This window comes from Pseudomonas sp. NPDC098747, from assembly GCF_044760045.1.
Taxonomy (GTDB): Bacteria; Pseudomonadota; Gammaproteobacteria; order Pseudomonadales; family Pseudomonadaceae; genus Aquipseudomonas.
On sequence record NZ_JBIWAL010000002.1, the window covers coordinates 19532 to 39487 of the forward strand.

16 protein-coding genes are annotated in these 19956 nt (G+C 59.2%); 3 read left to right on the forward strand and 13 right to left on the reverse strand.

The genetic code is table 11. The features are described 5' to 3' along the window. Positions 1 to 21: 21 nt before the first annotated feature. From ACIQVE_RS01210 to ACIQVE_RS01230, 5 genes are read right to left on the reverse strand one after another with little or no spacing between them, the layout of a single operon-like run. The gene (locus ACIQVE_RS01210; RefSeq protein ID WP_042559891.1) at positions 22 to 294 is read right to left on the reverse strand and encodes a DUF2160 domain-containing protein; all 273 of its coding nucleotides are present in this window, start codon (positions 292 to 294) and stop codon (positions 22 to 24) included. Positions 295 to 304: 10 nt separating this feature from the next. Further along, positions 305 to 1105, reverse strand: coding sequence for a carbohydrate ABC transporter permease (locus tag ACIQVE_RS01215; RefSeq protein ID WP_402803734.1), 801 nt, complete (start codon positions 1103 to 1105; stop codon positions 305 to 307). Positions 1106 to 1114: 9 nt separating this feature from the next. Beyond that, on the reverse strand, positions 1115 to 1981 hold the full coding sequence (locus ACIQVE_RS01220) for a carbohydrate ABC transporter permease (RefSeq protein WP_042559892.1): 867 nt from the start codon (positions 1979 to 1981) through the stop codon (positions 1115 to 1117). Beyond that, entirely contained in the window at positions 1978 to 3090 is a 1113-nt protein-coding gene (locus tag ACIQVE_RS01225; RefSeq protein WP_402803736.1) for an ABC transporter ATP-binding protein, read from the reverse strand. The genes ACIQVE_RS01220 and ACIQVE_RS01225 overlap by 4 nt, the downstream gene beginning before the upstream one ends. Then, entirely contained in the window at positions 3090 to 4184 is a 1095-nt protein-coding gene (locus ACIQVE_RS01230) for an ABC transporter ATP-binding protein (RefSeq protein WP_402803738.1), read from the reverse strand. The genes ACIQVE_RS01225 and ACIQVE_RS01230 overlap by 1 nt, the downstream gene beginning before the upstream one ends. Before the next feature lie 383 nt (positions 4185 to 4567). Between ACIQVE_RS01230 and ACIQVE_RS01235 the strand changes: the two genes are divergently transcribed. After that, positions 4568 to 6406: a sigma-54-dependent Fis family transcriptional regulator gene (locus ACIQVE_RS01235; RefSeq protein ID WP_402803740.1), complete on the forward strand. Its 1839-nt coding sequence runs from the start codon at positions 4568 to 4570 to the stop codon at positions 6404 to 6406. 349 nt (positions 6407 to 6755) lie between these two features. Here ACIQVE_RS01235 and ACIQVE_RS01240 read toward each other — a convergent pair whose 3' ends face one another. The 3 genes from ACIQVE_RS01240 to ACIQVE_RS01250 form a co-directional block, all read right to left on the reverse strand. Then, on the reverse strand, positions 6756 to 7973 hold the full coding sequence (locus ACIQVE_RS01240; RefSeq protein ID WP_402803742.1) for an MFS transporter: 1218 nt from the start codon (positions 7971 to 7973) through the stop codon (positions 6756 to 6758). Positions 7974 to 8392: 419 nt separating this feature from the next. Then, positions 8393 to 9775, reverse strand: a complete 1383-nt coding sequence (cysS, locus tag ACIQVE_RS01245; protein ID WP_402803744.1) for a cysteine--tRNA ligase — start codon at positions 9773 to 9775, stop codon at positions 8393 to 8395. Positions 9776 to 9796: 21 nt separating this feature from the next. Further along, the gene (locus ACIQVE_RS01250; protein ID WP_402803746.1) at positions 9797 to 11494 is read right to left on the reverse strand and encodes a glutamine--tRNA ligase/YqeY domain fusion protein; all 1698 of its coding nucleotides are present in this window, start codon (positions 11492 to 11494) and stop codon (positions 9797 to 9799) included. A gap of 253 nt (positions 11495 to 11747) precedes the next feature. On the opposite strand from ACIQVE_RS01250, the gene ACIQVE_RS01255 reads away from it, so the two are divergent. Both ACIQVE_RS01255 and lpxH read left to right on the forward strand, forming a co-directional pair. Next, on the forward strand, positions 11748 to 12254 hold the full coding sequence (locus ACIQVE_RS01255) for a peptidylprolyl isomerase (RefSeq protein WP_402803748.1): 507 nt from the start codon (positions 11748 to 11750) through the stop codon (positions 12252 to 12254). Further along, the gene (gene lpxH, locus ACIQVE_RS01260; RefSeq protein WP_402803750.1) at positions 12251 to 13003 is read left to right on the forward strand and encodes a UDP-2,3-diacylglucosamine diphosphatase; all 753 of its coding nucleotides are present in this window, start codon (positions 12251 to 12253) and stop codon (positions 13001 to 13003) included. Before ACIQVE_RS01255 ends, lpxH begins: the two co-directional genes overlap by 4 nt. A 124-nt stretch (positions 13004 to 13127) precedes the next feature. Here lpxH and ACIQVE_RS01265 read toward each other — a convergent pair whose 3' ends face one another. The 5 genes from ACIQVE_RS01265 to ACIQVE_RS01285 form a co-directional block, all read right to left on the reverse strand. Further along, positions 13128 to 14657 (reverse strand): DHA2 family efflux MFS transporter permease subunit, encoded by a 1530-nt coding sequence (locus ACIQVE_RS01265; RefSeq protein ID WP_402803752.1) that lies wholly within the window; start codon positions 14655 to 14657, stop codon positions 13128 to 13130. Between the two features lie 485 nt (positions 14658 to 15142). After that, positions 15143 to 16345 (reverse strand): HlyD family efflux transporter periplasmic adaptor subunit, encoded by a 1203-nt coding sequence (locus ACIQVE_RS01270; protein WP_402803754.1) that lies wholly within the window; start codon positions 16343 to 16345, stop codon positions 15143 to 15145. A 15-nt stretch (positions 16346 to 16360) separates the two neighbouring features. Next, positions 16361 to 17830: an efflux transporter outer membrane subunit gene (locus tag ACIQVE_RS01275; protein WP_402803756.1), complete on the reverse strand. Its 1470-nt coding sequence runs from the start codon at positions 17828 to 17830 to the stop codon at positions 16361 to 16363. Further along, positions 17820 to 18302 (reverse strand): MarR family winged helix-turn-helix transcriptional regulator, encoded by a 483-nt coding sequence (locus ACIQVE_RS01280; RefSeq protein ID WP_402803758.1) that lies wholly within the window; start codon positions 18300 to 18302, stop codon positions 17820 to 17822. Before ACIQVE_RS01280 ends, ACIQVE_RS01275 begins: the two co-directional genes overlap by 11 nt. A gap of 239 nt (positions 18303 to 18541) precedes the next feature. Then, positions 18542 to 19870: an HdeD family acid-resistance protein gene (locus ACIQVE_RS01285; protein WP_402803760.1), complete on the reverse strand. Its 1329-nt coding sequence runs from the start codon at positions 19868 to 19870 to the stop codon at positions 18542 to 18544. Positions 19871 to 19956: the final 86 nt, after the last annotated feature.

A 19956-nucleotide genomic window follows, 5' to 3' on the forward strand; every position in this document is an offset into this window, starting at 1 on the left:
GAGCGAACTTTTGTACAGACCCTAGCCCCAACGCATCACAGCCAACAGCCACACCAGGGACAACGCGGACGCGACCCAGATGCTCCAGTCGGTGGCGCCGATTACCAGCAGATGCAGGTAGGCGCTGCCGAGAAGACCGATAAACAAGCGATCGCCACGGGTGGTGGCAATCGGCAGAAACCCTCGCCGTAGAATGCTCGGCGAACGCAATTCCCAAGTGGTCATGCCCACCAGAATCAGGCCGATGACGATGAAGAATGTCGCTGTGGGGGTGGTCCAACTCATCCATTCCATCATCAGCTCCTCAGACCCGACCGAGGGCAAAGCCCTTGGCCACGTGGTTGCGAACAAACCAGATCACCAGCATGCCCGGCAGAATGGTCAACACCCCCGCCGCCGCCAGCACACCCCAGTCGATACCCGAGGCCGATACGGTACGCGTCATCACCGCCGCAATCGGCTTGGCGTTTACCGAAGTCAACGTACGCGCCAGCAACAGCTCGACCCAGGAAAACATGAAGCAGAAAAACGCCGTGACGCCGATGCCGGAGCCGATCAGCGGGATGAAAATCTTCACGAAGAACTTGGGGAAACTGTAGCCATCAATGTAGGCGGTTTCGTCGATCTCCTTCGGCACCCCGGACATGAAACCTTCAAGAATCCACACCGCCAACGGCACGTTAAACAAGCAATGCGCGAGTGCCACGGCAATGTGTGTATCGAACAAACCAATCGACGAATACAGCTGGAAGAACGGCAGCAGGAACACCGCCGGTGGCGCCATGCGGTTGGTCAACAGCCAGAAGAACAGGTGCTTGTCGCCCAGAAAACGATAGCGCGAAAACGCATAGGCCGCCGGCAACGCCACACTCAGGGAGATGACCGTGTTCAGGCTGACGTAGTACAGCGAGTTGAGATAACCGTTGTACCAACTCGGATCGGTGAAGATCACCTTGTAGTTCGCCAGCGTGAACGCCTGTGGGAAAAGCGTCAGGCCGCCGAGGATTTCGGTGTTGCTCTTGAAGGACATGTTCAGCAGCCAGTAGATCGGCACCAGCAGGAACAGAATGTAGATCAGCAGCGGAATAAGCTTTCTTTTGCTCATGGCCGGGCCTCAGCGGTTGGCGTCGGAGTGCGTCATGGCGGTGTAGAACAGCCAGGACACCAACAGGATGATCAGGAAGTACACCAGCGAGAAAGCCGCTGCCGGACCGAGGTCGAATTGGCCTACAGCCATCTGTGTCAACGTCTGACTCAAGAAGGTCGTAGCGTTACCCGGCCCGCCGCCGGTGAGCACGAACGGCTCGGTGTAGATCATGAAGCTGTCCATGAAGCGCAGCATCACCGCGATCAGCAGCACGCTTTTCAACTTGGGTAACTGAATGTGCCTGAACACCGCCCATCCCGAAGCGCGGTCGATGCGCGCGGCCTGGTAGTACACGTCAGGAATCGCCCGTAATCCGGAGAAACACAGCAGCGCCACCAATGAGGTCCAGTGCCAGACGTCCATCACCAACACCGTCACCCAAGCGTCCATGGTGTTGGCCGCGTAGTTGTAGCTGATGCCCATGGCGTTGAGGCTGGAACCGAGCAAACCGATGTCGGCGCGGCCGAAAATCTGCCAAATGGTGCCGACCACGTTCCACGGGATCAGCAGCGGAATCGCCAGAATGATCAGCACCACCGACGACCAACGGCCCTTGGTTGGCATGGTCAGGGCGACGGCGATGCCCAGTGGAATTTCGATCAACAGCACGCAGGCGGAGTAGATGAACTGGCGCAGCAGCGAGTCATGTAGACGCGGGTCCAGCAGCACCTGCTTGTACCAATCGGCGCCAACAAAGTAGCGGCTCGACTGGTCGAAGATGTCCTGCACCGAATAGTTGACCACGGTCATCATCGGGATCACCGCACTGAACGCCACCAGCAAGAACACCGGCAACACCAGCCACCAGGCCTTGTTGTTCTGCACCTTGTTCATGGCTGCACCTCACTGTCGGTGGCTTCAAGGAGGAATTCGTCGGCATAGACCATCAGCCATTGCGCCGGAAAACTGATGTACGCCGTGCCCTGCGGCACCGGTTTGTCTTCCGCCAGGCGAACTTTCAACGGCGCGCCGTCGAGGTCGAGGGTCATGATCTTGTAGGTGCCAAGGTCTTCGACGTGTACGACCCTGGCCTGCATCGCGTCATCAAACGGCTCGTCCCACACGTGAATAAACTCGGGACGGATGCCAACCTTCAGATTTTTCCACTGGCCGTGTTCGATATGGCGCTGCAAGGCGTCGGACAACGGCAGGTGCGTCGAGGCAAAACCGACGCCGCCGGGCTGCGGCTGCACTTCGATCAGGTTCATCCCCGGGCTGCCGATGAAATAGCCGACGAAGGTGTGGCTCGGCCGCTCGAACAATTCCCGTGGCGTGCCGAACTGGACGATCTGGCCGCCGTACATCACCGCGATTTTGTCGGCGAAGGTCGAAGCCTCCAACTGATCGTGGGTGACGTAGACCATGGTGATGTTGAACTGCTCGTGGATCTGCTTGAGCTTGCGCCGCAGTTTCCACTTCAGGTGCGGGTCGATCACCGTCAGCGGCTCATCGAAGAGGATCGCCGAGACGTCATCGCGCACCAGACCACGGCCCATCGAGACTTTCTGTTTTTCGTCAGCGGTGAGGTTGCGCGCCTTCTTGCTCAGCAAGTTTTGCAGGTCGAGCACTTCGGCAATTTCCTGCACCTTGCTGTGCACTTTCGCCTCGGCCATGCCCTGATTGCGCAGGGGAAAGGCGAGGTTATCGAACACGGTCATGGTGTCGTAGACCACCGGAAACTGGAAAACCTGCGCGATGTTGCGCTTCTCCGGCGTCAGGTCGTTGACCGCTTTGCCATCGAACAGCACATGCCCTTGCGAGGGACTGAGCAGGCCGGAAATGATGTTGAGCAAGGTCGATTTGCCGCAACCCGATGGTCCGAGCAAGGCGTAGGCACCGCCCTGCTCCCAGACGTGGTCCATCTCGCGGATCGCATAATCCTCCGCGCCACTCGGGGTTTTGCTGTAGCTGTGGGCGAGGTGTTGCAAGCGGATTTCGGCCATCAGGCAACCCTCGCGACACGCCGACCTGGTGCTTGCACCAGACGGCCCTGCGCATCGAAAACAAACAGTTTATGGGTCGGGATATAGATGCGGATCGGCGCATCGACGTCGTATTCGTGGACACCCGGCAGGTGCAGCACCAGCAGGAAATGCTCGTTGCGCACATGCAGGAAGGTTTCCGAACCGCTGATCTCGGCGACTTCGACGGTGACCGCCAATTCGAGGTCGTCATCGTTACTCGGCACCAGCGAGATATGGCTGGGGCGCACGCCAAAGCGGAACTCGCCCTCGCCCACCGGACGCAAATCGACGTTCAACGGAAAGTGCACGAAATTGGCAAAACTGACTTCGTTGCCGGCAATCCGCCCGGGCATCAGGTTGATCGGTGGCTCGGAGAACAATTCGGCAGCGAGCACCGTTTGCGGCTGGTGATAAACCTCGGTCGACGGGCCGCTCTGGATCACCCGCCCCTCGTGAAGAATGGTCGTGGTGCCGCCCAGCGCCAGGGCTTCGTTGGGTTCGGTGGTGGCATAGATGGCGATGGTGTGGCGCTGCTTGAACAGCTCGCGCATTTCCTGACGCAGTTCTTCGCGCAGTTTGTAGTCGAGGTTGACCAACGGCTCATCGAACAGAATCAGTTCGGCATCCTTGACCAGCGCCCGGGCCATGGCAGTGCGTTGTTGCTGGCCACCAGAGAGCTCCAGCGGATAACGCTGCAAGAACTTCTCGATACGCAGCATGCGCGCGGTTTCCTGCACCCGGCTGTGGATGATCTCTTTCGACACACCGGCCTGGCGCAGTGGCGAGGCGATGTTCTCGAACACGGTCATCGTCGGGTAATTGATGAACTGCTGATAGACCATCGACACGTTGCGCAAACGCACCGGCCGTTGCGTGACGTCGACACCGTTCATCAGCACGCGGCCGCTGTCGGGCTTGTCGAGGCCGGCCATCAGACGCATCAGGCTGGTTTTGCCGGACAGCGTGCGGCCGAGCAAAACGTTGAACGAACCGGGTTCGAATTTCAGGCAGGCATCGTCGATCCAGGTCTGGCCCTCGACGGTGCGGCTGACGTGCTCCAGGGTGAGTGACATGGCTCGGCCTTTTTTATTTTTGGAGTCAAGCGACCTGTGCACAAGAGCGACTTTCGTGCCAGAAAAGGCAAGCTGTTGATTTGTCGTGAAATTCGTTGAAAACGTCGAGAAGAGGCATTCAATGGTGAACACATTTGAACAGTTGGACGATTGACAATGAACAATAGTGAACAACACTCTATGAACGCTTTTTGCCCGATCTTGAATACGATATAGGTCCCTGTGGGAGCGAGCTTGCTCGCGAAAGCGATGTGTCATTCAACGAATTTATTGACTGACCCGGCGCTTTCGCGAGCAGGCTCGCTCCCACAGGGGATGCATGCAGTTCTCAGGATTTGGGCCCATAACAATAATAAAATCGCTGCTTCAGAGGCTGACCCGCCATGGCCGCACCTGCCCCGCCGTTGTCCCACGACGCGATCGTCCAGAGTTCCTGGCAACGCTGTCGCGCGTTCGGTCTTGACCACCAGAGCACCCCGGCTTTCGATCAACTGCCCGCCGCCAGCATTGCGCGGCTACTCGACAGTCATCATTCACTGGTGCAGACCACCCACCAGGAAGTGCTGCCCTATTACGAGAACATCCTGAGCAATTCCAATTGCCTGATCATGCTCGCCGACAATCAAGGCCAGGTGCTGACGTCGTGGGGCACTCAACGCTTTATCGAGCCGAATCTGGCCCGGGGTTTTCAGGCCGGAGCAAGCTGGATGGAGCGCTGCAGCGGCACCAATGCCATCGGCACGGCGCTGGCGTGTGAGCAGGCCGTGCACATCGAACACGATGAACACTTTCTCAAAGCCAATCGCTTCATGACCGGTTCCGCCGCGCCGATTTTCGACGCCGAGCGCAAGGTGATCGCGGTGCTCGACGTCTCTAGCGACAGCTATCTGCCGCCGTCGCACACGCTGGGCATGGTCAAGATGATGAGCCAGACCGTTGAGAACCGGCTGATCCTCAACCTGTTCCACGGCCAGCATTTTCAACTGACCTTCAACACCGGGTTGAACAACCTCGACAGTCAGTGGGCCGGTTTATTGATCTTTGATGAGAGCGGTCAGGTGCTGTCGGCCAATCGCCGGGCGGACAATCTGCTCGGCGTTCGTTTGTCGCGGGTGAGCGTTGAGAGCCTGTTCAAGGTGTCGTTGCTGGAGTTGATCAATCAGCCAGACGGGCTGCCGTTCGCGTTGCAGACCTCGGGGCGCAACCGTTTTCAGTGTTTGTTGAAGCGGCCGAAACAGGCGCCGATTCAGGCGCGAGTGTTTACCGCTGAAGCTAAACCAGTGCTTTCAACAGCAATCAGCCTAAACACCCTGCACTTTGGCGACAGCCGCGTGGAAAAAGCCGTGCGTCAGGCCGAACGGCTGTTGGAAAAAGACATTCCGTTGTTGATTCATGGCGAAACCGGTGTCGGCAAGGAAGTGTTCGTCAAAGCCCTGCACCAAGCCAGCTCGCGCAGCAAACAGGCCTTCATCGCCGTCAACTGCGCAGCCATCCCCGCCGAATTGGTCGAATCCGAGCTGTTCGGATACGAGAAAGGCGCGTTCACCGGTGCCAACCAGAAAGGCAGCATCGGCCTGATCCGCAAAGCCGACAAAGGCACGCTGTTCCTCGATGAAATCGGCGACATGCCATTGCCGACTCAGGCGCGCTTATTGCGCGTGTTGCAGGAACGTTGCGTGCAACCGGTGGGCAGCAGCGAGTTGTTTCCGGTGGATCTGCGGATTATCTCGGCGACTAACCGCTCGTTGCGCGAACAAGTGCAGTTGGGGCGCTTTCGTGAGGATTTGTATTACCGCATTGGTGGCCTGACGCTGGAACTGCCGCCGCTGCGTGAGCGCAGTGATAAGGAGGCGTTGTTTAAACGGCTGTGGGAACAACATCGTGAACCGACGCAGTGGGCGGGTTTGAGCCGAGAGGTGCTGGAGTTGTTCGATAAGCATCCGTGGCCGGGGAATCTGCGCCAGGTCAGCAGCGTGATGCAGGTGGCGCTGGCCATGGCTGAAGAGCAACCGGTGCGGCCGGAGCATCTGCCGGATGATTTTTTTGTCGATCTGGAGATGGAGCCGGTAGAGAGCGCTGAACCGTTGGGCGTTGATCTTAATGATGTGGAAGCGCTGAACCGGGAGTTGAAAGCGGCCGGGGGGAATATTTCGCACTTGGCGCGGCGGTTGGGGGTTAGTCGCAATACCCTTTATAAGCGGTTGCGCCAACTTGGCGACTGAGTGAACACCCCTTCCCCTCACCCCAGCCCTCTCCCGGAGGTAGAGGGGGCCGACCGAGGTGTCTGGCGCTAAACGTCGACCTGAAATACCGAGTCGATTATGGATTCGACTGGGATCTTCAAGGCCCGAGTTCCGGTCGATTATGGATTCGACTGGGATCTTCAAGGCCCGAGTTCTGGTCGATTATGGATTCGACCGGGATCTTCAAGGCCCGAGTTCCGGTCGATTATGGATTCGACCGGGATCTTCAAGGCCCGAGTTCTGGTCGATTATGGATTCGGCGCAAATCGCTCAAGTCGGCGGATTTTTTGAACATCCCCCAATCAGTCCCCTCTCCTGGGGGAGAGGGTTAGGGTGAGGGCGAAAAGGCCGGTTCGACATGCTCAGCGGCAGCAGCCCCCAGCGTCCGCACACCCACCAACAGCACAATCACCATCATCAAACCTGCGCCAATGGCGACGCCGAACCCTGCGCGTGCGCCATACGCATCGATGACCAGCCCCGCAACCATGCCCCCAAGCGCTACGCCGATGCTGATGCCGGTGGTCATCCACGTCAGCCCTTCGGTGATCCGCGACGGCGGGATGATGATCGTCCCCAGCTTCATCACCACAACCATTGTTGGCGCAAACGATATGCCCGCGATAAACAGCATCGCTGACAGGACATAAACGTCCGGGGAGAAAATAGGCAATACGCCGGTGAACGCCGTGACCAATATCCCGATAAAGAACTGTTGTTCTATCGGCAGCGAAATCCGCAATGCACCGAACGTCAGGCCCGCCACCAGTGAGCCGAGCGCATAGGCGGCGAGGATGAAGGTGGCAGACGCGGGCCAGTCTTGTTCATTGGCGAAAGCCACGACGGCGACATCGATTGCTCCGCCAATTGCACCCATCGCCAACAGCGCCAGGACAATGGTGCGAACGCCAGGAATCAGCAAAGTGGAACCGCTGTTGCTGCGGTTGCCAACGACCACTTTCGGTTCGGTCTGGCGCTGCATGAGAAACGCCGTCACCCCGATGGCCAGCAGCCCGACCGCCACCAGTGGCCCGGCTTCGGCGAAAAAGCTCACGCTCAAACCGATCGCCAGCGGCGGGCCGATGATGTACGCGAGTTCGGTCAGGACCGTATCCAGAGAGAACGCCGTGTGCAGCTGCGGCTTGCCACGGAACAACTGCGTCCAGCGTGCCCTGATCATGGACGGCATGCTGGGCATCGTCCCCGCCAGTGCCGCCAGAACAAAAAACAATCCGGCAGGAGCCCTCATGTAGACGGCGAAGATCAGCGCCAGCAGCATGATCACGCTGAAAGCCGTGACGATGGGCAGCACTCGACTCTGGCCACGCTGATCAACGAGTCTCGAAATCGCCGGGCCGAGCAGCGCATTGGCCAAGGTGAACGTACCGGCGACGGCGCCGGCCAACCAGTAGACACCGGTTTGCTGGACCAGCATGGTGATGATGCCGATGCCGATCATTGCTTGTGGCAATCGAGCAATAGAACTCGCAAGCACTAACCCCGTGGCGCCGGGGGTCGTTAACAGGTCGCGATAGTGATTGGCCATGATTCCTCCCTTCCATGATCGTCGCTGGTCAGCATCCTGCTGCAAGCGCTGCCGCCCATGTTGGCGGAGTCAGACATCAAGACCTACGCGTAGAGCAAAAGCAACCCCCTCACCCCAGCCCTCTCCCGGAGGGAGAGGGGGCCGACCGAGGAGTCTCGGGTCATCCATCGACCTGAAAAAACGCGTCGATTATAGATTCAGAGCCGCCCGTTCAGATCCGCATACATCGACCTGAACAAACCAGTCGAATATGGATTCAGAGCAGATTGTTCAGGTCGGCGTATCGTTCAAGCATCCCCCAATCAGTCCCCTCTCTCTACGGGCGGTCCGACGTTTCGGGAGGGTTAGGGTGAGGGGCTTTTTTGACTCCAAACAAAAACCCGCACAAGGCGGGTTTTGTTTTGCAGCAAACACAGCAATCAGTCAGCCAACCGCCACGTCGTCCCACCCTTGCCGTCTTCCAGCACCACGCCCATGGCGGTGAGCTGGTCGCGGATGCGGTCGGATTCGGCCCAGTCTTTACCGGCCCGAGCCGCCAGACGCGCAGCAATCAGCGCATCGACTTCAGCCGCATCAACACGCCCTTCGGCGCCGGCCTGCAGGAAGTCATCGGCTTCGAGCTGCAACACACCCAGCACGCTGGCCAGTTCTTTCAGACGTGCCGCCAGACCTGCCGCTGCATCAAGATCGCTCTCGCGCAGACGGTTGATCTCACGGACCATCTCGAACAGCACCGCGCAGGCTTCCGGCGTGCCGAAGTCGTCGTTCATCACCGTGGTGAAACGTTCGACAAACGCTTCGCCGCCAGCCGGAGCCACGTTCGGCAGACCTTTCAACGCGTGGTAGAAACGCTCAAGTGCGCTTTTGGCGTCCTTGAGGTTGTCTTCCGAGTAGTTGATCGCGCTGCGGTAGTGGCTCGATACCAGCAGGTAACGCACGACTTCCGGGTGGTACTTTTCCAGCACGTCGCGAATGGTGAAGAAGTTGTTCAAGGACTTGGACATCGTCTCGCCATTGATGCGAATCATGCCGCAATGCATCCACGCGTTGGCGTAGGTCTTGCCGGTGGCCGCTTCGCTCTGGGCGATTTCGTTTTCGTGGTGCGGGAACTCAAGGTCGCTGCCGCCGCCATGAATATCGAAAGTCTCACCCAGGCAGCAGGTCGACATCACCGAGCATTCGATGTGCCAGCCCGGACGCCCGTCGCCCCACGGCGATGCCCAGCTAGGCTCGCCCGGTTTGACGCCTTTCCACAGGACGAAGTCCAACGGGTCTTGCTTGGCTTCGTCGACCTCGATCCGCGCACCGATGCGCAGGTCTTCGATCTTCTTGCGCGACAGCTTGCCGTACCCCATGAACTTGCCGACGCGGTAGTACACGTCGCCATTGCCCGGGGCGTAGGCGTAGCCCTTGTCGATCAAGGTCTGGATCATCGCGTGCATGCCCGGAATGTGATCCGTGGCGCGCGGTTCCATGTCCGGCTTCTTGATGTTCAGGCGCGCTTCGTCTTCATGCATCGCGGCGATCATGCGCTCGGTCAACGCTTCGAACGACTCGCCGTTCTCGTTGGCGCGATTGATGATCTTGTCGTCGATGTCGGTGATGTTGCGCACGTAAGTCAGGTCGTAACCGCTGAACCGCAACCAGCGGGTCACCAGGTCGAACGCGACCATGCTGCGACCGTGGCCCAGGTGGCAGTAGTCGTACACGGTCATCCCGCAGACGTACATGCGCACCTTGTTGCCATCGAGCGGCTTGAAGACTTCTTTGCTCTTGGTGAGCGTGTTGTAAATCGTAAGCACGTTGGTTTCCTTGACGCTAAATCACTGGCCCCACGAATCACGCAGGGTCACGGTACGGTTGAATACCGGCTGACCTGGTTTCGAGTCCTTGATATCGGCAACGAAGTAGCCTTCGCGCTCGAACTGGAAACGGTCTTCCGGCTGTGCATTGCCAAGCGATGGCTCAGCACGACAACCGGTCAGCACTTGCAGTGAATCAGGGTTGATGTTGTCGAGGAAACTCGCGCTGTCTTCGGCCTTCTCAGGGTTGGCGGAACGGAACAGACGATCGTACAGACGCACTTCACACTCGATGCTGGCAGCGGCCGGCACCCAGTGGATCACGCCTTTGACCTTGCGGCCTTCCGGGTTCTTGCCCAGAGTTTCCGGGTCGTAGGAGCAACGCAGTTCGACGATGTTGCCATCGGCGTCCTTGATCGCTTCGTCAGCGCGGATCACGTAGCTGCCACGCAGACGCACTTCGCCGCCCGCTTCCAGACGTTTGTAGCCCTTCGGCGGCTCTTCCATGAAGTCTTCACGGTCGATGTAGATTTCCCGGGCGAACGGCAGAGCGCGCACGCCCATGTCTTCTTTCGGGTGGCGCGGCAGTTCGAGGTTCTCGACCTGGCCTTCAGGGTAGTTGCTGATCACGACTTTCAGCGGACGCAGCACGCACATGGCACGCGGGGCGCTGTGGTCGAGGTCGTCACGGATGCTGAATTCGAGCATGCCGAAGTCGACCACGCCGTCGGAACGGTTGGTGCCGATCATTTCGCAGAAGTTGCGGATCGATTTCGGCGTGTAGCCACGGCGACGGAAGCCCGACAGCGTCGACATGCGCGGATCGTCCCAGCCATGGACGTGCTTTTCATCGACCAGCTGCTTGAGCTTGCGCTTGCTGGTGATGGTGTAGTTGAGGTTCAGGCGGCTGAACTCGTACTGACGCGGCTGCGCCGGCACTGGCAATGCGTCGAGGAACCACTCGTACAGCGGACGATGGCTTTCGAATTCCAGGGTGCAGATCGAGTGGGTGATGCCTTCGATGGCGTCCGACTGACCGTGGGTGACGTCGTAGTTCGGGTAGATGCACCACTTGTCACCGGTCTGATGGTGATGGGCGTGGCGGATGCGGTACATGATCGGGTCGCGCAGGTTCATGTTCGGCGAGGCCATGTCGATCTTGGCGCGCAGTACACGGGCGCCGTCCTGGAACTCACCGGCCTTCATGCGGGCGAACCAGTCGAGGTTCTCTTCAACCGAACGGTCGCGGAACGGGCTGTTTTTGCCCGGCTCGGTCAGGCTGCCACGGTATTCCTTGGCTTGCTCAGGCGTCAGGTCGTCGACGTAGGCCTTGCCGGCCTTGATCAGCTCGACGGCCCAGTCGTGCAACTGGTCGAAAGACTGCGAGGCGTAGCGCACTTCACCGGACCATTCGAAGCCCAGCCATTTGACGTCGCTTTCGATCGCGTCGATGTATTCCTGATCTTCCTTGGCCGGGTTGGTGTCGTCGAAACGCAGGTGCGTGACGCCGCCGAACTCCTGGGCCAGGCCGAAGTTCACGCAGATCGACTTGGCGTGGCCGATGTGCAGGTAGCCGTTGGGCTCAGGCGGGAAACGGGTGATGATCTTGGTGTGCTTGCCCGAGTCCAGGTCTGCCTGGATGATCGGCCGCAGGAAATTGACCGGCACGGCAGGGCCGGACTTGGCATTCGAGGTAGGGTCGACAGTGGGCTTGCTCATAGGATCCTTGACTTACATGTGCGCGGCCGCAGAAGAGGGGCCTGACAAAACAAAGCCGCTATCATAGCCGATGCCGTCAAGGGCCTGACAGAGCAGGCCCTATAAAGGCGTGCATTTAATCGCACGGAAATGAAAAACTGCCTCGAAATTCGCGCCTGTCACGCTAAACTGCGCACCTTGGCCTTCACGGGCTGAACCGGTACAGGGTGAAAATGGCCCGATACCCACGAATTCCTTATAAAGAGCATTGATCATGACTCAAGTAAAACTGACCACTAACTTTGGTGACATCGTCATCGAACTGAACGACGAAAAAGCCCCGATCACCGCGGCCAACTTCATCGAATACGTTAAAAAAGGTCACTACGAGAACGTCGTGTTCCACCGTGTGATCAAGGGTTTCATGATCCAGGGCGGCGGTTTCGAGCCTGGCATGAAGGAAAAGAAAGACAAGAGCCCAAGCATTCAGAACGAAGCTGACAACGGTCTGAAGAACGAGAAGTACACCCTGGCCATGGCTCGCACCATGGAGCCGCATTCGGCATCGGCGCAGTTCTTCATCAACGCCACCGATAACGGCTTCCTCAACCACAGCGCCAAGACCGCTCAGGGCTGGGGCTACGCAGTGTTCGGTAAAGTGGTTGCCGGCTTCGACGTTGTCGACAAGATCGAAGGCGTTTCCACCACGTCCAAGGCAGGCCACCAAGACGTACCAGCAGACGACGTGATCATCGAGAAAGCCGAGATCATCGAAGCGTGATATTGCTGATTTCAGACTTGCATCTGGAAGAGGAGCGCCCGGACATCACCCGGGCGTTTCTGGATTTGCTCGCCGCACGCGCCCGCTCGGCGAGTGCGTTGTACATTCTGGGCGACTTCTTCGAAGCGTGGATTGGCGACGACGCCATGACGCCTTTCCAGCGTTCCATCTGCCAGGCCCTGCGCGATTTGAGCGACAGCGGCACGGCAATATTTCTGATGCACGGCAATCGCGACTTCATGCTCGGCAAGGCCTTTTGCAAACAGGCCGGCTGCACATTATTGAAGGACCCGAGTGTCGTGCAGTTCTACGGCGAGCCGGTGCTGTTGATGCACGGCGACAGCCTCTGCACCCGCGACGTCGGCTATATGAAGCTGCGGCGCTATCTGCGTAACCCGCTCACGCTGTTTATCCTGCGCAATTTGCCGCTGCGCACCCGCCATAAACTGGCGCGCAAACTGCGCAGCGAGAGCCGGGCGCAAACGCGGATGAAGGCCAATGACATTGTCGACGTCACGCCGGAAGAGATTCCGCGAATCATGCAGGCGTTTAGCGTGAAAACCCTGATTCACGGGCACACCCATCGTCCGGCGATCCACAAGCTGCAGCTCGGTGAGCAGGCGGCGAAGCGGATTGTGCTGGGCGATTGGGATCGTCAGGGTTGGGCGTTGCAGGTGGATGAGAACGGGTATGCGTTGGCGCCGTTCGACTTTGCGCCGCCGCCACAGCTAGCGGCACCCGCTAACTGACGAAACACAAAAACCAATGTGGGAGCGAGCTTGCTCGCGAAAGCGGTGCGTCAGACACTTCAGTGCTGAATGACACATTGCATTCGCGAGCAGGCTCGCTCCCACATTTTTGACCGCGTTTTACTTAGTGACCGCTGGCAGCCGGCCCCGCCTTCGCCGCAAACGGCGGCTTCGCCAGCCACACAATCAATATCAACCCCATGAACCCCCACCCCAACAGCGTGAAGTAATCCACGGTGGAGAGCATGTACGCCTGACTGGTCAGGATCTGATCCATATGCGCGTAGGCCGGTTGACTCGCTCCACCCAACGAATTCAAGGTTTCGCGAGTCGCCGGCTCATAGGTGCTGATGCTTTCGCTCATATAGGCATGATGCTGATCCGCGCGGCGAATCCAGATCCAAGTGGTCAGCGATGCCGCGAAGCTGCCGCCCAACGTGCGCAGGAAGGTCGCAAGGCCCGCGCCGTCAGCGATCTGGCTTGGCGGCAAGTCCGACATCAGAATGCTCAACGTCGGCATGAAGAACAGCGCCACGCCAATGCCCATGAACAGTTGCACCAGCGCAATGTGCTGGAAGTCCACCTCATTGGTGAACCCGGCGCGCATGAAGCAGCTCAGGCCAATCGCCAGAAACGCCAGCCCGGCCAGCAAGCGCAGGTCGAACTTGTTCGCGTACTTGCCGACAAACGGCGACAGCAGCACCGGCAGAATGCCGATCGGTGCCACAGCCAACCCAGCCCAAGTCGCGGTGTAGCCCATCTGGGTTTGCAGCCATTGCGGCAGGATCAGGTTGATGCCGAAGAACCCGGCGTAGCCCAACACCAACACAATCGTGCCGATGCGGAAGTTGCGATGAGCGAACAGGCGCAGATTGACCACCGGATGCTGGTCAGTCATTTCCCAGATCACGAACACCGCTAGCGCAATCACCGAAATCGCCGCGCCGATGATGATGAAGTTCGACTCGAACCAGTCCAGGTCATTGCCCTTGTCGAGGATTACCTGCAACGCGCCAACGCCGATGATCAGCGAGATCAGCCCGACGTAATCCATCGGCTGACGACTGGTCACCACCGGACGCTTGGCCAGTTGCGAACGCACCACCATCACCGCAAAGATGCCGATCGGCACGTTGATGAAGAAGATCCACGGCCAGCTATAACTGTCGGTGATCCAGCCACCGAGAATCGGCCCGGCAATCGGCGCCACCACCGTGACCATCGCCAGTAACGCCAGGGCCATTCCCCGTTTGGCGGGGGGATAAACAGCGATCAACAACGTTTGCGTCATCGGGTACAGCGGCCCGGCGACCAGGCCTTGCAACACACGGAAGCCGATCAGTTCTGGCATCGACGTCGAGATACCGCAGAGGAACGATGCCAGTACAAACAGAATGGTCGCCCAGAGAAACAGCTTCACCTCGCCGAAACGGCGGCTGAGCCAACCGGTCAGCGGCAGCGCAATCGCGTTGCTCACGGCGAACGAAGTGATCACCCAGGTGCCCTGCTCCGAACTCACGCCGAGGTTGCCGGAAATCGTCGGCAGCGCCACGTTGGCGATGGTGGTGTCGAGCACTTGCATGAAGGTCGCCAGCGACAGGCCGATGGTGCTGAGCAACAGGCTGGGCGGCGTGAAAGATGCGTTATTGCTCATCGCGAATCCTTTGAAACCTGATTGGCGCTGCGCCAGTTACAGACGCAGCTGCGCTTGTGGGAATGAGCTTTTGTGATGAGGAGATCTATCTGTGGTGGCAGGATTTATTTGTAGTGGCAGGATCTATTTGTGGTGACGGGATTTATCTGTGGCGAGGGGATTTATCCCCGTTGGTCTGCGCAGCAGACCCATCTTTCCAGATCAAAAGAGGGGCCGCTTCGCGACCCAACGGGGATAAATCCCCTCGCCACAGATAAATCCCTTATCTACAGATGAATTCCCTCATCACAGATAAATCCCTTATCTACAGATGAATTCCCTCATCACAGATAAATCCCTTATCTACAGATGAATTCCCTCATCACAGATAAATCCCCTATCTACAGATGAATTCCCTCATCACAGATAAACCCCTTACCTACAGATGAATTTCCTCTAAACAGATAAATCCCCTCACCACAAAGATTTCTCCCACAGGATGAATGTCAGCGTTGCGCGGTTTTGCTGGCCGCGGCGCTGTTGTCGTGGATCAGCCGCGCAATCATCGCGTCGGCTTCGGCCAGTTGACGGTCGTAGACGTTGGTGCTGAACGAGGCTTTTTGCGGTGGTTGCTGGGCGAGCACCGGGCCGCTCTGGTCGTGCAGATTGACCTCGACGTTAGTCGACAGACCAACGCGCAGCGGGTGCTTGACCAGCTCTTCAGCGTTGATGTGAATCCGCACCGGCACACGCTGGACGATCTTGATCCAGTTACCGGTGGCGTTCTGCGCAGGCAGCAGGGCAAACGCGCTGCCAGTGCCGGCGCCGAGGCTGTCGATGGTGCCGCTGTATTTCACGTCGCTGCCGTAGATGTCGGCTTCGATGTCCACCGGTTGGCCGATGCGCATGTCACGCAACTGAGTTTCCTTGAAGTTGGCGTCGATCCACAGTTGATCCAGCGGGATCACCGCCATCAGCGCGGTGCCCGGTTGTACACGCTGGCCGAGCTGCACGGTGCGTTTCGCGACGTAACCGGTGACCGGTGCAATCAAGGTGCTGCGGGCGTTGGTCAGGTAGGCCTGACGCAGATCGGCAGCGGCAGACATCACCTCCGGGTGCGACGAAACCACGGTGTCGTCGACCAGTGCGCTGGTGGTTTTCAGTTGCTGTCGGGCGTTGGCCAAGGCGTTTTGCGCCGAGGTCAGGTCATCGCGGGCGTGGGACAGTTCTTCCTGGGAAATCGCCCCGCCTGAGGCAAGACTCTTGCGGCGGTTGTAGTTGTCCTGGGCTTTCTGCACTTCAGCTTGCTGGGCGTTGACCTGGGCTTTCATGCCATCGACATTGCTGTACAAGCCGCGCACCTGACGGACGGTGCGCGCCAGTTTGGCCTGAGCACTTTGCAGGCCGACTTCAGCGTCGTTGGGGTCGAAGTTGATCAGCACCTGACCCTCGTGAACCAAGTCACCATCGTCAGCACCAATGCTGACCACAGTGCCGGTCACCAGCGGCGTGATCTCAACCACGTTGCCGTTGACGTAGGCGTCGTCGGTGCTTTCGTTCCAGCGCCCGATGAATTCGTGATACGCCCAGACGCCAGCGATAGAGAGGATCACCACGACGGCCAGCGTCAGCAGCAGCACTTTGCGTTTGCGCGGGTTGCCGGTGTCCGGGGTGTTGTCTTGAGCTTGAGTGTTTTCGGCAGTGGCCATGACAAATACCTTGAATTAGTTGTGCGGCGTGGCTGGGCGGGCGTTGGCTGCGGTCAGGGTTTGCCCCTGGAAGCCGCCGCCCAGCACTTGCATCAGTTGAATCGACAGGTCGATCTGCTCGGCATTGAGGTTGGCCAACTGACGTTGGGCCTGGAGCAATTGCTGCTCGATGCTGAGCACGTCCAGGTAGTTGCCGATGCCGGAACCGTAACGCTGGACGACGGTGTTGTAAGAGTCCTGCGCAATGTCAGTGGCGTGTTGCTGCGCACCGATCTGCCGGCCGATGTCACGCAACTGATTGATCGTGTCGCTGACATCACCGAGTGCTTTCACCAGACTTTTGTTGTACTGCGCCACCGCCAGATCGTAATCGGCGTCTCGCGCATCGAGGTTGGCGCGCAGGCGTCCACCGTCGAAGATCGGCACTGAAATGGTCGGGGCTATGTTGAAGAAGCGACTGGCAGAACCGAACATCGCATCACCCAACAACGACTCCGCCCCGGCCGAGGCCGTGAGGTTCAGGTTGGGATAGAACCGGGTTTTCGCCGAGTCGATGTCTTTACTCGCGGCTTCCACGCGCCAGCGGGCGGCGACCAGATCCGGACGACGACCGAGCAGTTCCGCCGGCAACACCGACGGTACGGCCACGGCGCTGGCTTGCAGGATTTTCGGGCGGGCGATTTCATTGCCGCGATCCGGGCCTTTGCCGAGCAGCACCGCCAAGGCGATTTTCGCGCTATTCAGGCGTTTTTCCGCGTCGATCAGGCTCGCTTCGGAGCTGGCTTCAAGGCTTTGCGTTTGCTGGAACTGATACTGACTGTCGATCCCCGAACTCAGGCGACGCTGGCTCAGCTCAAGCATCTGTTTGGTGCGCTTGAGGTCGTCGTTGGCCAGGTCATAAACGATGTGCGCCTGACCGAGATCGCTGTAGGCGCGTGCGACGTCGGCGGCGAGCGTCAGTTGTGCGGCCTGACGATCGACTTCAGCGGCGCGGGCCTGACCGAGTGCGGCTTCCCAGGCGTCACGCTGGCCGCCCCACAAATCGAAGTTGTAATTGAAGCCGGCGCTGACGTTACGCACGGTGGCGTAGGCATCACCCTGCCCTCGTGGGTCCTGATCCTTGGCCAGCCGCGAACGGCTGATGCCGGCGCTGGCGTCCAGCGTCGGATAACGTTCGGCATCGGCGGCATACGCGGCAGCGCTGGCCTGATGGGCGCGGGCTTCGGCGATCTGCATGTCGGGGCTGTCGTGCAGGGCTTCGCGGATCAAGCCGTCGAGTTGCGGATCGCCGAGGCTGGTCCACCAGTCGCTTTTCGGCCATGCCGCTGGCGACAGCGTGACGCCATTGAGCGACTGACCGACTTTGAGGCTTTTCGCATTGAGGCCCTGGCCTTGAGTGTCGAGGCCGCTGTAGTTGGCGCAACCGGCAAGGATCATCGCTGACAGCACCAGGGTGAAGCTGCTGCGCAAGGTTTTACCGCTCATTGTGTTCACCTAACCGCTGGAGGGTGATCGGGTCACCGGCTGCCAGCAGGATTTTCTTGAGGAGGTATTCCAGAGTCTTCAACTCGTCCCGGGAGATGGCGCCGGCCAGTTCATTCATTGCGTCGGCGCCGATGTACGGCAGGCGGTCGGCCAGTTGCTGGCCTTGTTCGGTCAGTTTGAGTTGCACCTGACGGCGATCGCCTTCGCTGCGGTGGCGGGCAAGGAAACCTTTCTGTTCCAGACGATCGAGCATGCGTGTCATCGAACCGCTGTCCAGCGACAAATGCCGGCACAGCTCGGCCGGCGTATCGACGCCGAACTGGGCCATGATGATCAACACCTTGAACTGCGCGGCGGTGATGCCGTGGGGTTCCATGTGGGTGTCGATGATCCGGTCCTTGAGCAAAGCGGCACGGCCCAGCAGCAGGCCGAGATGGCAGTGTTTGAATTCGTCTGGGGTGAAGTGCTTCATTTGCTCACCTAATAACTGCCTAGGCAGTGAATGTGTGTCGAGATGTTACTGCCTAGGCAGCGAATGTCAATGGAATAGTTAGCAGGCTTGGTAATTAGCTGATAAATGAGCTGGAATTTTGTGGGGTGCATGCGGACGCCTTCGCGAGCAAGCTCGCTCCCACAGAGAGCGTCCTGCGAACAAGGATCCAGTGTGGGAGCGAGCTTGCTCGCGAAGGCAGCGACTCGGTCTGAGGTCAGTCAGGATTCGTCAGAAGGACGGGCTGGTGGTGCCGATGGCGGTTGCACCGGACGCACTTCGCGCCCACGCAAGGCAGTGGCCACATAGCCGCAGGCGCGTTTCGTGCCCGCGAACATGCTGTGCCAGCCCGGTGGTGCTGGCTCGACGGCGGCACGCAATGCCCGGGCGTAATCGAGCACCAGACCGGGCGTCCAGGCCATGGCTTCGGCGCGCTTGCGCACTTGGGCCGCGACCCAGAATTCGGGGCTGATGATGATCCGGGCGAAATCCAGCATGCTTGATTTGCCGCGATTCATCGCGCCTTCAAGGGCTGCTTCCAGGCTATGGGCGACGGCGCTGGAACAATTGCGGCTGGTGAGGTTGTAGGTGGCGTTCTGCCGATAATTGGCCCAGAACCCGGCCAATCGCTGGGCATCGTAATGGGCAAAACTGACCTGAACCGAAGACGGGCACCAGTCGGCGACCTCGCTCGGGTAGTCGGGTAAAAACCTGCCGGCGACATCGTTGTTGGGAGTGGCCCGCAACAACCGCACGAAATCCCCGGCCGAACGATCAATGTCGTCCTGCGGATAGTGGCTGATGTAGATGTCCGGCCCGCATTCGAGTGCGGCGTGGCCGGCGGAGATGACGCCATTGATATCGACCGCCGCGATGTAGCGGTTGAGCAGGCGATTGCGCACCAAGGTGTCGTCAACTGTGCCGCTGGGTGTCCAGACATGGATCACCAGTGCGTTGCTGCATGCCGGCGCGCTGACCGGGGAAATGGAGATCGGCGACTGCCAGTTTTTGAAGCGGATGGCCTGGCGCAGCAAGGCACTTCCCGAGAGGAAAATGCTCATGCCAATGCAAAACGGCACCGTGCCCTTATAGAGCGTCGGGTACGGTTCGAGGATGAACAGGCCAAAACCGATTTCGAACAACCCCGTCAGCAATGACAGTCGCCAGCCGACAAAACGCACGACCACTGCCGCTGCCAGACGAAAGCCGCCATCGACCAGAAAAGCCCCGCCAAACAGCACCGCGAGAATCAGGCCGGCGGCATATTGCCTGTCGACGATCAGCAGCCCGAGTATCAGGAAAGCTACACCGCGCGCTTTGCGCAAAGCAGCAGAGGTGCCGGTGTGTGGTGCCGGCACCAGCAAAATGATCAAAGCATCGAGCAACAGCAGATAACCGAAAAAATGCAGCGGAAAATACATCACGCCGTCCAGCGCATCGATGAATATCGCCACGCCGGCAGCGCCCCAGACCACACCGGTCAGGGCCAACGATGACCAGCGCTTTCGGACAAAATCGTTACCGAGCAGGATCATGCTCAAGCGGACCATAAGACCAACCTATGAGGCGTCAGGCAACGGCCCGCGCGGCTTTCAAGTCCGCTGAGTCTAATACATCCTGAGAGAACCGGATCGCG